At 75.8% G+C, this 14,992-nt stretch carries 2 protein-coding genes; both read left to right on the top strand.

Annotated elements, in window-relative coordinates; all coding sequences use genetic code 11:
* Positions 1-19 precede the first annotated feature (19 nt).
* On the top strand, positions 20-12,559 hold the full coding sequence (locus LV457_RS16975) for a type I polyketide synthase (RefSeq protein ID WP_232172681.1): 12,540 nt from the start codon (positions 20-22) through the stop codon (positions 12,557-12,559).
* Positions 12,549-14,921 (top strand): PEP-utilizing enzyme, encoded by a 2,373-nt coding sequence (locus LV457_RS16970; RefSeq protein WP_232172679.1) that lies wholly within the window; start codon positions 12,549-12,551, stop codon positions 14,919-14,921. The genes LV457_RS16975 and LV457_RS16970 overlap by 11 nt, the downstream gene beginning before the upstream one ends.
* The last annotated feature ends 71 nt before the right edge of the window (positions 14,922-14,992 follow it).

Genomic DNA, 14,992 nt, shown 5'->3' with positions numbered 1-14,992 from the left:
CCTTCGATGGGAACGACAGATGGCTGATCAACTCACTTCCGCGACCGAAGCGCTGCGCAAGGCGCTCGGGCAGGTCGAACGGCTGAAGGCGAAGAACCGGGCGCTGCTCGAGCGGTCGGGTGAGCCGGTGGCGGTGGTCGCGATGTCGTGCCGCTATCCGGGGGCGGTCGACTCGCCGGAGGCGCTGTGGGACCTGGTGGCCGAGGGCCGCGACGTGGTGACCGAGTTCCCGCCGGACCGCGGCTGGGACCTCGCCGGCCTGTTCGACCCGGACCCCGACACGCCCGGCACCTGCTACGCCCGCACCGGCGGCTTCGTCGACGACGTGGCCGGGTTCGACGCCGCGTTCTTCGGGGTGGCGCCCGCCGAGGCGTTGGCGATGGACCCGCAGCAGCGGATGCTGCTCGAACTGTCCTGGGAGGCGCTGGAGCGCGGCGGGTTCGATCCGTTGTCGCTGCGCGGCAGCGCGACGGGCGTGTTCGCCGGGGTGATCGCGCAGGGCTACGGCATGACCGCGGAGTCCATCGAGGGCTACCGCCTCACCGGGATGACGTCGAGCGTGACGTCGGGGCGCGTCGCCTACGTGCTCGGCCTGGAGGGGCCGGCCGTCTCGATCGACACCGCCTGCTCGTCGTCGCTGGTGGCGCTGCACATGGCGGTGCAGGCGCTGCGGCTCGGCGAGTGCGACCTGGCGCTCGCCGGCGGCGTCACCGTCAACGCGACGCCGACGATCTTCGTCGAGTTCAGCCGGCACCGCGGCCTGTCGGTCGACGGCCGGTGCAAGCCCTACGCGCAGGCCGCCGACGGTGTCGGCTGGGCCGAGGGCGGCGGTGTGCTGGTGGTGGAGCGGCTCTCCGACGCCCAGCGGCTCGGCCATCCCGTGCTGGCGGTGATCCGCGGGTCGGCGGTCAACCAGGACGGCGCGTCCAACGGTCTCACCGCGCCCAACGGCCCGTCGCAGCAGCGGGTGGTGCGCGCGGCGCTGGCCAACGGCGGGCTGGGCACCGACGACGTCGACGTCGTCGAAGGGCACGGCACCGGCACCCCGCTCGGCGACCCCATCGAGGCCCAGGCGCTGCTGGCGTCCTACGGCCAGGGCCGCAGCCGCCCGCTGTGGCTGGGTTCGGTGAAGTCGAACATGGGCCACACGCAGGCGGCCGCCGGGGTGGCGGGCGTCATCAAGATGATCGAGGCGCTGCGGCACGAGAGCCTGCCCGCCACGCTGCACGTCGACGCGCCCAGCCGCCACGTCGACTGGTCGGCCGGGGCGGTGTCCCTGCTGACCGAGACCACGCCGTGGCCGGTGAACGGGCGGACCCGGCGGGCGGGCGTGTCGTCGTTCGGCATCAGCGGCACCAACGCCCACGTGATCGTCGAGGAGGCCGGGCCGGCGCCCGCCGGCCGCGACGACACGTCGCGGCCGCCGGTGGTGCCGTGGGTGCTGTCGGCGAAGACCGCGGCGGCGCTGCAGGACCAGGCCGCCCGGCTCGACGCCTACCTCGGCGCGCATCCGCAGACCGACGCCGTGGACGTCGGCTGGACGCTCGCCGGCCGGTCGCGCTTCGACCACCGCGCCGTGGTCCTCGGCCGCGACGGCGCCGAGCTCGCGGCCGCGCTGCCCGCGGTGTCGGCCGAGACGGCCGATCCCCGGGTGATCACCGGGCTGGCGCGGCCCGCCGGCAAGGTCGCGTTCGTCTTTCCCGGCCAGGGCTCGCAGTGGCTCGGCATGGCCGCCGATCTGCTCGAGACATCGGAGGTGTTCGCCGCGAGCATGGCGGCCTGCGACGCCGCGCTGGCGGAATGGGTGGACTGGTCGCTGCTCGACGTCCTGCGCGCGTCGGATCCCGCTGCGCTGGACCGGGTCGACGTCGTGCAGCCGGCGCTGTTCGCCGTCATGGTGTCGCTGGCCGAGCTGTGGCGCTCGGTCGGCGTGGTTCCCGACGCGGTGATCGGGCACTCGCAGGGCGAGATCGCGGCCGCCTACGTGGCGGGGGCGCTGTCGCTGGCCGACGCGGCGCGGGTGGTCGCCGTGCGCAGCCGGCTGCTGACCGGCCTCACCGGCGGCTGCGGCATGGTGTCGCTGGCGTGCGGCGCCGAGCGCGCGGCCGAGCTGCTGGCGCCGCTGGGCGCCGAGGTGGGCATTGCCGCGGTCAACGGCCCGGGCACCGTGGTGGTCTCCGGCGCCGGCAGCGCGCTGGACCGGCTCGTCGCGCAGTGCGCCGCGCTGGACATCCGCACCCGCCGCATCGACGTCGACTACGCGTCGCACTCGCCGCAGGTGGATGCGATCGGCGAGGCGCTGCGGGCCGAATTGGCCGGCCTGGCGCCCACCGCTGCGCGCACCGCGTTCTACTCGACGGTCACCGGCGATCAGGTCGACACCGCGACGCTCGACGCCGACTACTGGTTCCGCAACCTCCGCCAGACCGTCCGGTTCGACGACGCAGTCCGGTCCGCGGCGCGCCGCGGCGTGCGGACCTTCGTCGAGAGCAGCCCGCACCCGGCGCTCATCGCCGGTGTCGAGGCGAGCGCCCGCGAGGAGACCGGCGCCGACCCGATCGTGGTGCCCACCCTGGGCCGCGACGACGGCGGCCTCGACCGCTTCCTCGCCTCCGCCGCGCAGGCCTTCGTCTCCGGCGTCGACGTGCAGTGGCGCGCCGCGTGCCCCGGCGGCCGCCTCGTCGACCTGCCCACCTACGCCTTCCAGCGCAAGCGGTTCTGGCTGTCGGGCGGCGGCTCCGGCGTCACCGACACGACCGGGCTGGGGCTGGCGGGCGCCGCGCACGCGCTGCTCGGCGCGGTGGTCGAGTCCCCGGACTCGCAGGTGACGCTGACCGGCCGGTTGTCCACCTCGTCGCAGGCCTGGCTCGCCGACCACGCCGTCGCCGATTCGGTGCTGCTGCCGGCGGCGGCGTTCGTCGAGCTCGCCGTCCGCGCCGGGGACGAGGTCGGCTGCGGAGGCGTCGAGGAGCTGCTGCTCGCCGCGCCGCTGGTGCTCACGCCCGCCGGGGTGCCCATCCGGGTGATCGTCGAGGCCCCCGATGACACCGACGGCGCGCAGACCCGCGCCGTGTCGATCCTGTCGCAGCCGGGCGAACGCGGGACGCCGTGGGTGCTGCACGCCCAGGGGCGGTTGCGCGGCGACCAGCAGGACCGGGCCGGCGCCGACCTGACGGCGTGGCCGCCGCCGGGGGCCACGCCGGTCGACGTGACCGACGCTTACGGCGCCATGGCGGCCCGCGGCTACCGCTACGGGCCGGCCTTCCGCGGGCTGCGGGCGATGTGGCGCCGCGGCGAGGAGCTGTTCGCCGAGGTCGCGACACCCGACGGCGTGGTGGTCGACGGGTTCGGCATCCATCCCGCGCTGCTCGACGCCGCACTGCACCCGCTGCTGCTGGCCGCCGACGACGACCGGCTCGCGCTGCCGTTCGCGTGGCAGGACGTCACGCTGCACGCGGCGGGCGCCGCGGCCGCGCGGGTGCGGCTGGCGCCGGCGGGCCGTGACGCCGTGTCGGTCGAGCTGGCCGACGCGGTCGGCATCCCGGTGCTGTCGGTGGGCGCCATGACGGTGCGCCACGTCGACGCCGCCACCCTCACCGCGCCGGCGGCCGGCCCGGCCGGCGAACTGTTCGAGCTGGCGTGGTCCCCGGCCGCCGCCGAGGTGGGCGAGCCGGTGACGGTGACGTCGTGGGACACCTTCGTCGAGTCCGGGGTCGGGGACGGCGCCGCGGTGGTGTACGACGTCCGCACCGCGGTGGCCGACGACGGCGCCGCGGTGGCCGACGCGACGCACGCGGTGACCGCGCGCGCGCTGGCGGTGCTGCAGACCTGGCTCGCCGGTGACGCCGCGGTACCCCTGGTGGTCGTCACCCACGGCGCGATGACGCTGCCGGGTGAGCCGGTCACCGACCTGGCGGCCGCGGCGGTGTGGGGGTTGGTGCGCGCGGCGCAGAACGAACATCCCGGACGCCTGCTGATCGCCGACATCGGTGCCCGCGACGCGGACGCCGCATCGATCGCCGCGGTGCTCGCGGTCGCCGAGCCGCAGGTGATCCTGCGCGACGACGCCGCCTACACCGCGCGGGTGGTCGCGAGCCGGGCCGCCGACGCCACCCTGGAGCCGCCGCCCGGACCGGACCCGTACCGCCTCGGCATCGACGAGGCCGGCACCTTCGACAACCTGGTCCTGCAGCCGGTGCCGGACGCGCACCTGCCGCTGGCGCCCGGGCAGGCCCGCGTGGCCGTCAAAGCGATCGCCGCGAACTTCCGCGACGTGATGATCACCCTCGGCATGTTCACCCACGACGCGCTGCTGGGCAGCGAGGCGGCGGGCATCGTCACCGAGGTGGGCGCCGACGTCACCCACGTGGCGGTCGGCGACCGGGTGATGGGCCTGTTCCCCGACGGCACCGGCACGCTGGTCGCCGCCGACGCCCGCGGCCTGATTCCCGTCCCCGCCGGGTGGTCGGACGCGCAGGCGGCCGCCGTCTCGGTCGTCTACAACACCGCCTTCTACGGTTTCCGCGATCTGGCGAACGTCCAGCCCGGCCAGTCGGTGCTCATCCACGCCGCGACCGGCGGGGTGGGGCTGGCGGCGATCCAGCTCGCCCGGCACTGGGGCCTGGAGGTGTTCGCGACGGCGAGCCGGCCCAAGTGGCACGTGTTGCGGAAGTTGGGTTTCGACGACGACCACATCGGCGATTCCCGCAGCCTCGAGTTCGAGCAGCGGTTCCTCGCGACCACCGGCGGCCGCGGCGTCGACGTCGTGCTCAACTCGCTGGCCGGTGACTTCGTCGACGCGTCGCTGCGGCTCTTGGCGCGCGGCGGGGTGTTCCTGGAGATGGGCAAGACCGACATCCGCGACGCCGCCACGGTGGCCGCGGCGCACCCCGGCGTCCGGTACCGGGCGTTCGACCTCTTCGAACCCGGCCGCGACCGCATGCACGGCTACCTCGCCGAGCTGTCGGAGCTGTTCGAGGCGGGCGTGCTGACGCCGCTGCCGGTCACCACCTTCGACCTGCGGCGCGCGCCGGCGGCGCTGCGTCACCTGAGCCAGGCCCGCCATGTCGGCAAGGTCGTCCTCACCACACCCGGCGCGTGGGCGGCGGGCACCGTGCTGATCACCGGCGGTACCGGCATGGCCGGATCGTTGCTCGCCCGCCACGTCGTCGCCCACCACGGCGTGCGACGGCTGGTGCTGGTGAGCAGGCGCGGGCCTGACGCCCCGGACGCCGCCGAGCTCGCCGACGACCTGCGCGCCGCCGGTGCCCGCGTCGACGTGGTGGCCGCCGACGCCGCCGACCGCGACGCGCTGCGCGGTGTGCTGGACGCGGTCGACGGCCCGCTCACCGGCGTCATCCACGCCGGCGGCGTGCTCGACGACGCCGTCGTCGGGTCGCTGACCCCCGAGCGACTCGCCACCGTGCTGCGGGCGAAGGTCGACGCCGCGTGGAACCTGCACGAGCTCACCCGCGACCGGGCGGTGTCGGCCTTCGTGGTGTTCTCGTCGCTCGCGGGCATCGTCGGCTCGGCCGGACAGGCCAACTACGCCGCCGCCAACACCTTCCTCGACGCGCTCTGCGCGCAGCGGCGGGCGGCGGGGCTGCCGGCCACCTCGCTGGCGTGGGGGCTGTGGGACCAGGCGAGCGGGATGACCGGGCACCTCGGCCGGTCCGACCTGGCGCGGCTGGGCCGCGACGGGGTGCAGGCGATGACCGCGACGGACGCCATGGCGCTGTTCGACGCCGCCATCGTGCTCGAACTACCGATGATCGCGCCGGCCCGGCTCGACCGCAACGCGCTGCGGGCCCGCCGCGAGAAGATCGGTGCGCTGCCGCCGCTGTACGCCGAGCTGCTCACCGGCCCCACCCGCCGGCGCGTCGACGACACCCTGGCGGCCGCGAAGTCGAAATCGGCACTCGCCCAACGGCTCGCGACGCTGCCCGAAGCCCAGCAGACCGAGCTGGTGCTGGAGCTGGTGCGCTCCCACATGGCCACCGTGCTCGGCCGGACCGGCACCGCCGACATCGCGCCCGACGTCGCGTTCTCCGACCACGGATTCGACTCGCTGACCGCCGTCGAGCTGCGCAACCGGCTCAAGGCCGCCACCGGCCTGGCGCTGTCGCCGACGCTGATCTTCGACTACCCGAACCCCGCGGCGCTGGCCGGCTACATTCGCGGCGAGCTCGCCGGCGCGCCGGCCGAGGCCGCGCCGGCACCGGTGAGCGCGACCACGCTCGACGAGCCGGTCGCCATCGTGGGCATGGCCTGCCGCTATCCCGGCGGCGTCGCCACCCCCGAGCAGCTGTGGGAGCTCGTCGCGTCCGGCCGCGACGCCCTGACGGACTTCCCGGCCGACCGCGGCTGGGATCTCGCCGGCCTCTACGACCCCGATCCCGACACCCCCGGAACGTGCTACACCCGCACCGGCGGCTTCGTCGACGACGTCGCGGCCTTCGACCCGGCGTTCTTCGGCGTGTCACCGAGCGAGGCGCTCGCGATGGACCCGCAGCAGCGGATGCTGCTCGAGATCTCGTGGGAAGCGTTGGAGCGCACCGGGATCGACCCGCTTGACCTGCGCGGCAGCGCGACCGGCGTGTTCGCCGGCGTCATCCCGCAGGGCTACGGGCTGAGCTCGCCCGCGGGCGCGGAGGGCTACCGGTTGACCGGCCAGGCCACCAGCGTGGCGTCCGGGCGGGTGGCCTACGTGCTCGGGCTGGAGGGTCCGGCGGTGTCGGTGGACACCGCGTGCTCGTCGTCGCTGGTCGCCCTGCACATGGCGGCGCAGTCGCTGCGGCTCGGCGAATGTGACCTGGCGCTCGCCGGCGGCGTCACGGTCAACGCGACCGCCGACATCTTCGTCGAGTTCAGCCGGCAGCGCGGGCTGGCCGCGGACGGGCGCTGCAAGGCGTTCGCCGCCGCCGCCGACGGCACCGGCTTCGCCGACGGCGGCGGGGTGCTGGTGGTCGAACGCCTCAGCGACGCGCAGCGGCTCGGGCATCCGGTGCTGGCGGTGGTGCGCGGTTCGGCGATGAACTCCGACGGGGCGTCCAACGGCCTGACGGCGCCGAACGGGCCGTCGCAGCAGCGGGTGGTGCGTGCGGCGCTGGCCAACGCGGGCCTGACGCCGGCCGACGTCGACGCCGTCGAGGCGCACGGCACCGGCACCATGCTCGGCGACCCCATCGAGGCCCAGGCGCTGCTCGCCAGCTACGGCCAGCACCGGTCCACGCCGCTGTGGCTGGGTTCGATCAAGTCGAACCTCGGCCACTCGCAGGCCGGCGCCGGTGTCGCCGGGGTGATCAAGGTCGTCGAGTCCCTGCGGCACGAGACGCTGCCCGCCACCCTGCACGTCGACGCGCCGACCCCGCACGTCGACTGGTCGGCCGGTGCGGTGTCGTTGCTCACCGAGGCGCAGCCGTGGCCCGCGGGCGGCCGGGTGCGCCGCGCCGGCGTGTCGTCGTTCGGCATCAGCGGCACCAACGCCCACGTCATCATCGAGGAGGCGCCGCCCCGCCCGCCGGACGCGCCGCGCGACCCGGTGGCCACGCCCGCGCCGTGGGTGCTGTCGGCCCGCTCACCCGCGGCGCTCACCGCGCAGGCCGGCCGGCTGGCCGCGCACCTGGCCGATCATCCCGAGCTCGACGCCCGCGACGTCGCGTACACGCTGGCCGGCCGCTCGGCCTTCGACCACCGCGCGGTGCTCCTCGGCGACGACCGCGCCGAACTGCTCGACGCCCTCGCCGCCGAGCTCCCGCACCCGCGGGTAATCAGCGGCACGGTTCGCACCGGCGGCGGCAAGACCGCGTTCGTGTTCCCGGGCCAGGGCAGCCAGACCCTCGGCATGGGCCGCGACCTCCACGCGCACCACCCGGTGTTCGCCGCGGCCTTCGACGCCGCGCTCACCGAGCTCGACCGGCACCTGCTGCGCCCGCTGCGCGACGTCATGTGGGGCGCCGACCAGTCGGTGCTCGACACCACCGAGTTCGCCCAGCCGGCGCTGTTCGCGGTCGAGGTGGCGCTTCACCGGTTGCTCGAGTCGTGGGGCGTGCGGCCCGACTACCTGATCGGGCATTCGGTGGGCGAGCTGACCGCCGCCCACGTGTCCGGGGTGCTGTCGCTGGAGAACGCCGCCGCGCTGGTGGTGGCCCGGGGCCGGCTGATGCAGTCGCTGCCCGCGGGCGGCGCGATGGTGGCGGTCTCGGTGTCCGAGGACGTCATCCGCCCGCTGCTGGGCGACGGCGTGTCCGTCGCGGCGGTCAACGCGCCCGGCTCGGTGGTGATCTCGGGTGTCGAGGACCGCGTGCTGGAGCTGGCCGAGCGGCTGCGCGCCGACGGTCACCGGGTGCGCCGCCTCACGGTGTCCCATGCGTTCCACTCGCCGCTCATGGAGCCGATGCTCGACGACTTCGCCCGGCTCGCCGGCGGCATGACAGTCGGCGAGGCGGCGATCCCGATCGTGTCGAACGTGACCGGCGCCCTGACGAGTGATCCGGCGGCCGGCGCCGACTTCGCGTCGGCGGCGTACTGGACCCGGCACATCCGCGGCACCGTCCGGTTCGCCGACAGCGTCGCGGCGCTGCGCCGGGCCGGTGTGACCACCTTCCTCGAGGTCGGCCCCGCCGGCGGGTTGGCGGCCGCCGTCGAGCAGACGTCGGCGCGAGACGGCGGCGAGGTGCTCGCGGTGGCGACGGCGGCGGCCGGCCGGCCCGAATCGGCCACGCTGGTCGAGGCGGTCGCCGCCGCGTGGGTCGCCGGCACCGACGTGACGTGGCGCGCGCTGGCAGCCGGCCGGCTGGTGGACCTGCCGACCTACGCCTTCGACCGCCGCCGCTTCTGGTTGGCGGCGGGCGGGGCGGGCGCGGTCGACGCCGCCGGACTGGGCCTCGACGCCGCCGAGCACGCGCTGCTCGGCGCGGTGGTGGAATCCCCGGACAGCGGCGGGGTGGTGCTCAGCGGGCGGCTGTCGACGGCCTCGCAGCCGTGGCTGGCCGACCACACCGTCGGCGACGTGGTGCTGTTCCCGGGCGCCGGGTTCGTCGAGCTGGCGATCCGCGCCGGCGACGAGGTCGGCTGCGCCGTGGTCGACGAGCTGACGCTGCACGCCCCGCTGCCGCTGTCGGCGGCCGGGGTGTCGGTGCGCGTGGTGGTCGGCGGTTCGCCGACGGACGGTGGCGGGCGGGCGGTCGCGGTGTACTCCCGGCAGGACGGCTCCGGGGCGGCGTGGGTGCTGCACGCCGACGGTGTGCTGAGCTCCGGTGAGCCGGCGGCGGGCGCCGACCTCTCGGTCTGGCCGCCGGCGGGGGCGGTGCCCGTCGCGGACTTCGATCCGGCCGCCGCGTACGCGGACATGGCGGAGCGCGGCTACGCCTACGGCCCGGCGTTCCGCGGGCTGACAGCGCTGTGGCGCCGCGGCGAGGAGGTGTTCGCCGAGGTGGCGCTGCCGCCGGGGGTGGCGGCCGCCGGGTTCGGTGTCCATCCGGCGCTGCTGGACGCGGCCCTGCACGCCGCCGTGGTCACCGCGGCCGACGGGCAGCTCGCGCTGCCGTTCTCGTGGCAGCGGATCAGCCTGCACGCCTCCGGGGCGACGACCGCGCGGGTGCGGCTGTCGCCGTCGGGCGCCAGCGGGCTGACCATCGATCTCGCCGACGGGCTCGGGCTGCCGATCCTGTCGGTCGGCGCCATGGTGGCGCGACCGGTGACGGCCAAACAGCTGGCCGCGGCGCTCGGCGCGCCCGGGCAGGGCGAGCTGTTCGACATCACCTGGTCGCCGGCCGACCTCACCGACGTTCCGCCGGTCACCAAGACGGTCGACTGGGCGCGGTCGCAGGACAGCGCGCCCGACGCGGTCGTCGTCTACGAGTGCGCGGGGCTGCGCGGCAGAAACGTCGACCAGGTCGACGCGGTGTACGACGCGGTCCACGAGGCGCTCGAGGTGGTGCAGACCTGGTTGGCGCGCCCCACCCAGTCGGTGCTGCTGGTGGTCACCCGTGGGGCGGTTGCGCTCTCCGGCGCGGCGGTCACCGATCTGGCCGCGGCGGCGGTGTGGGGGCTGGTGCGCTCGGCGCAGACCGAGCATCCCGGCCGCATCGTGCTCGCCGACGTCGACGACCTGGTGGACAACGCGCTGGTCGCGGCCGCGCTGGCCGCCAAGGAGCCGCAGGTGGTGTGGCGCGCCGGCGTGCTGCACACCGCGCGGGTGCACCCGGTGCGCGCGGGCGCCGCCGCCCTGACCCCGCCCGACGGGGCGTGGCGGCTCGGCCTCACCGAACCCGGCACCTTCGACAACCTGGTGCTCGAGCCCACCGACGCCGCGGAGCGGCCGCTCGGTCCGGACCACGTCCGCGTCGAGGTCACCGCGATCGCGGCGAACTTCCGGGACGTGATGATCGCGCTCGGCATGTACCCCGGGGCGAGCGGAGCGACGGGGGATGGGACCGGCGGGGCGGTGCTGGGGATCGAGGCCGCGGGCGTGATCCTCGAAACCGGTTCTGCCGTCACGGGTCTGGCGCCGGGTGACGCGGTCATGGGGTTGTTCCCCGAGGGCAGCGGCTCCGTGGCGGTCACCGACCGGCGGCTGCTGACCCGCGCGCCGGTGAACTGGACGGCCACCGAAGCGGCCGGTGCCACCGTCGCGTTCGCGACCGCGTACTACGCGCTGCGCCACCTCGCCGACGTCCGGCCCGGCCAGTCGGTGCTGATCCACGCCGCCACCGGCGGGGTGGGGTCGGCGGCCGTGCAGCTGGCGCGGCTCTGGGGGCTGGAGGTGTTCGCCACCGCCAGCCGCGGCAAGTGGGATGTGTTGCGCGCCCAGGGTTTCGACGACGACCACATCGGCGATTCGCGCAGCCTCGAGTTCGAGGCCCGCTTCGCCGCCGCCACCGGCGGTCGCGGGGTGGACGTCGTGCTCGATTCGCTGGCCGGCGACTTCGTCGACGCGTCGCTGCGGCTGCTGCCGCGCGGCGGCATGTTCCTGGAGATGGGCAAGACCGACATCCGGGACGCCGCCACGGTCGCGGCCGAGCATCCCGGCGTGCGGTACTCGGCGTTCGACCTGCTGGAGGCCGGGCCGGACGGTATCGCGGCGATCCTCGCGGGCCTCGACGGCTGGTTCGCCGCGCAGTCGCTGAACCCGTTGCCCGTCACCACGTTCGACGTGCGCCGCGCGGCCGCCGCGCTGCGCCACCTCAGCCAGGCCCGCCACGTCGGCAAGGTGGTGATGACCATGCCGGACGCCTGGACCTCGGGCACCGTGCTCATCACCGGCGGCACGGGCATGGCCGGCACCGCGGTCGCCCGGCACGTGGTGGCCGAACACGCCGCCCGCCACCTGCTCCTGGTGTCTCGCCGCGGCGCGGACACGCCGGGCGCGGCGGACCTGGCCGCGGACCTGGAAGCGGCGGGCGCCGAGGTCCGGATCGCGGCGGCCGACATCGCCGACCGGGCGGCGCTGCAGAAGGTGCTCGACGGGATACCGGCCGCGCATCCGCTGACCGGTGTCGTGCACGCCGCCGGCGTCACCGACGACATGGTCGTCACGTCGCTCACCCCGGAGCGGGTCGACGGCGTGCTGCGCGCCAAGGTCGACGCGGCCTGGCATCTGCACGAGCTCACCCGCGACCTCGCGCCTGCCGCGTTCGTGCTGTTCTCGTCGATGGCGGCGGCGGTCGGGGCGTCGGGGCAGGCGAACTACTGCGCCGCGAACGCGTTCCTCGACGGGCTCGCCGCGCACCGGCGCGCCGCGGGGCTGCCGGCGCTGTCGCTGGCGTGGGGCCTGTGGGACGCCGAGAGCGCGATGACCGGCAAGCTCTCCGCGGTCGACATCACCCGGCTGGGCCGCGACGGCATCCTCGCGATGCCCGTCACCGAGGCGCTGCGGCTCTTCGACGAGGCCACCGTGGTCGACGAGCCCTACCTGATGGGCGCCCGCATCGACCGGGTGGCGCTGCGGGCCAAGGCCGTCGATCAGACGCTGCCGCCGATGTTCTCCGATCTCGTCAGCGGGCCCACCCGCCGACACGTCGACGACGCGATGGTGGCCGCGCGGTCGAGGTCGGCGCTGGCCCAACGGCTTTCGGGCCTCGACGCCGACGAGCAGACGGCGGTGATCCTCGACCTGCTGCGCGGCCACATCGCGACGGTGCTCGGGCGTTCGGAGGCCGAGGTCATCCCCGCCGACGTCGCGTTCTCCGACCACGGCTTCGATTCGCTGACCGCCGTCGAGCTCCGCAACCGCCTCAAGGCGGCGACGGGGCTGACGCTCTCGCCGACGCTGATCTTCGACTACCCGAACCCCGCCGCGCTCGCCGCCCACTTCCGCGACGAACTGGTGGGTTCCGCGCCGGCCGCCGAGCCCGCGCCGGAACCGGGGGAGGCCGAGCTGGCGCAGGTGGTGGCGTCGATCCCGATCAAGCGGCTGCGGCAGGCGGGCATCCTCGACGTGCTGCTGGACCTGGCGCAGGCGCCGGACGCCGCTACCGCCGACGATCGCGCCCGCGACATCGACGACATGGACCTGCAGCAGCTGCTGACCGCCTTCGACGACGACGATGACCGGTAGGGCCGGCCAGCCGATCGTCGTCAGCGGTGTCGACACCCCGGTCGGCCGGGCGGTCGCCGATCGCCTGGTCGCGGCCGGTCACCGCGTCGTGGGCGTCGCGCCCCGCCGCCCGGTGGGCTGGCCCGGCGCACTCGGGTACGTCCGCAGCGGCGAGCCGCTGCCGCCCGGCGCCGCCACGGTGGTGTCCTGCGGTGCGCACGTCGAGATCCGCGCGGCGGCCGAGTCGCCGCCGCGCGTCGTGCTGCGCTACGGGCTGGTGCTGGGCCGCGACGTCGACGACGACGTGCTGGCCGCGTTCACCGCGCCGGTGGTCCGCAGCCGCGCCGCCGACCGGCCGCTGCCCGTCGTGCACCCCCACGACGTTGCCGCCTACGCGGTGCGGTGCGTCGCCGACCCGGAACTGACCGGGCGGTTCGAGCTGTCCGCCGGGCACACCACCGTCCGCGCGATCGCCACGGCGACGGGTCGGCCGGTGGTGCCCGGACCGGACCGGCCGGCCTCGACCGTCCGGGGCGGCGAGCGGGTCGAGCCGGCGCCCGGCTTCGGGCCGGCGTGGTCCGCGGCCGGCTGCGTCGCCGACTTCGCGCTGACCGCGCGCGGCCGGATCAGTCTGCGCGGCAGGATCTTCGCGCTGCCGTGGCGGCTGGCGCGGGTGCGGGACGTGCGCGCGGTGGACACCCCTGCGTCAGACGGCGTCGCGCCGGTGGTCGCCGGGCCGCCCGAGGTCGCCGGCGAGTTCGACACCCCGATCGACCCGCGGTTTCCCGCCTTCGTCGCGACCAACCTCTCCGAGGCGCTGCCCGGCCCCTTCACCCCCAGTTCGGCGTCGGTGTCGGTGCGCGGCACCCGCGCGGCGGGCATGGTGATCGCCGAGCGGCTGCGCCCCGGCGGGGTGGTGCAACAGGAGATGGCGACCCGCACCACCGGGGTGTTCGGCCACCGGCTCTACGCCGGGATGACGTCGGCGGTGTTCATGGCCGGCACCGTGCCGTTCGTGCGACCCGAGCTCATCACCGACGCGTTCTTCGGCCGCACCGCGCGCAACGTGGACGTCTTCGGCGCCGACCTGCCCGCGCCACAGCGGACCGGCGTGGCGCGGCAACTGCGCAGCCTGGCCGTCTTCGGCGTCAACCTGGTCGGGCTCTCGCTGGGGTCGCGCCGCGAGACCCGGGACTACGTCGCCGACGTCGCCGCCCTCGAAGCGCAGGCGCAGCCCGCGGCGTCCCTCGATGACACGCGGCTGCACGCGCTGATCCTCGCCGCCCGCGACGCCGTGGTGGCGGGCTGGGTGGTGTCGTCGGCGTCGATCCTGGTCTGCACCGCCTACGGCGTCGTGCTGCGGGTGCTGTGCGGCCGCGACACCGTGCCGTTCGCGGGCCGCGAGGTGGTGAGCGCGCAGTCGCTCGGCGCCGTGCACCGGCTCGCCGGCCTCGCCCGCGGCGACGACGCCGTGATGCGCGTGCTGCGGCGCCCGGACTGCGCCGACCGGACGCGGGGAGGACACCTGGCCGACCTCGCCGACGCCGCGCCGGAGTTCCACCGCCGGCTGCTGGCGGAGCTGACGGTCATCGGCCACCGCGGGCCCGCCGAGGTCGAGATGAGTTCGCCCAGCTACGCCGACCGACCCGACCGGCTGGTGCGGGCCGTCGCCAAGGCCGCCGTGCTGCCCGCCGCCGACCCGGCCGCCGCATCGGCCGGCATCCCCGCCTGGGTGCGCCCGGTGGCGGCGGTGGCGGCGGCCCAGCTGCGCGACCGCGAGGTGCGCCGCGACCGGATGGTGCGGGCGATCTGGGTGCTGCGCGGGCTGCTGCGCGACGCCGGCGCCCGCCTGGCCGGCGCCGGGATCCTGGCGCAGGCCGAGGACATCTTCTTCCTGCAGGTCGACGAGGTCGTCGCCCTCCCGGGCGACGTCGCGGGCCTGGTCGCGCGGCGGCGCGCCGAGCAGCGCCGGCTGGCCGATGTGCGGCTGCCGGAAGCGTTCAGCGGGCACTGGGAGCCCACCCCGGCGCCCGCCGCCGCGCTGGAGGCGGGGGACCGGATGCAGGGGACGGGCGTGTGCGGCGGGCGCGTGCGCGGCCGGGTGCGGGTGGTCACCGCCGACACGGTCGACGACCTGCAGCCCGGCGAGGTGCTGGTCGCCCGGGTCACCGACGTCGGCTACACGCCGGCGTTCGCCTACGCGGCGGCGGTGCTCACCGAGCTCGGCGGCCCCATCTCCCACGCCGCGATCGTCGCCCGCGAGTTCGGGGTCACGTGCGTGGTGAACGCCCGCGACGCGACGACGCGGCTGCCCGACGGTGCGCTCGTCGAGGTCGACGGGGCGACGGGCGAGGTGGAGGTGCTCGATCTCGCCGCGCGGTGACGGCGGTTGACCCGCTGTCGCGGCGGGTACGCAGATTTCCGACGAGACGGGAGGGACGGCTCTGCAGCGCA

The organism is Mycobacterium sp. MYCO198283, from assembly GCF_021213805.1.
GTDB lineage: Bacteria > Actinomycetota > Actinomycetes > Mycobacteriales > Mycobacteriaceae > Mycobacterium.
The sequence above is the reverse complement of the archived record's forward strand: the minus strand, read 5'-3'. Positions and strand labels throughout refer to the sequence as shown.

Coding starts and splice junctions, on each gene's coding strand:
- LV457_RS16975 (WP_232172681.1), top strand. CDS start 20: ATGGCTGATCAACTCACTTCCGCGACCGAAGCGCTGCGCAAGGCGCTC.
- LV457_RS16970 (WP_232172679.1), top strand. CDS start 12,549: ATGACCGGTAGGGCCGGCCAGCCGATCGTCGTCAGCGGTGTCGACACC.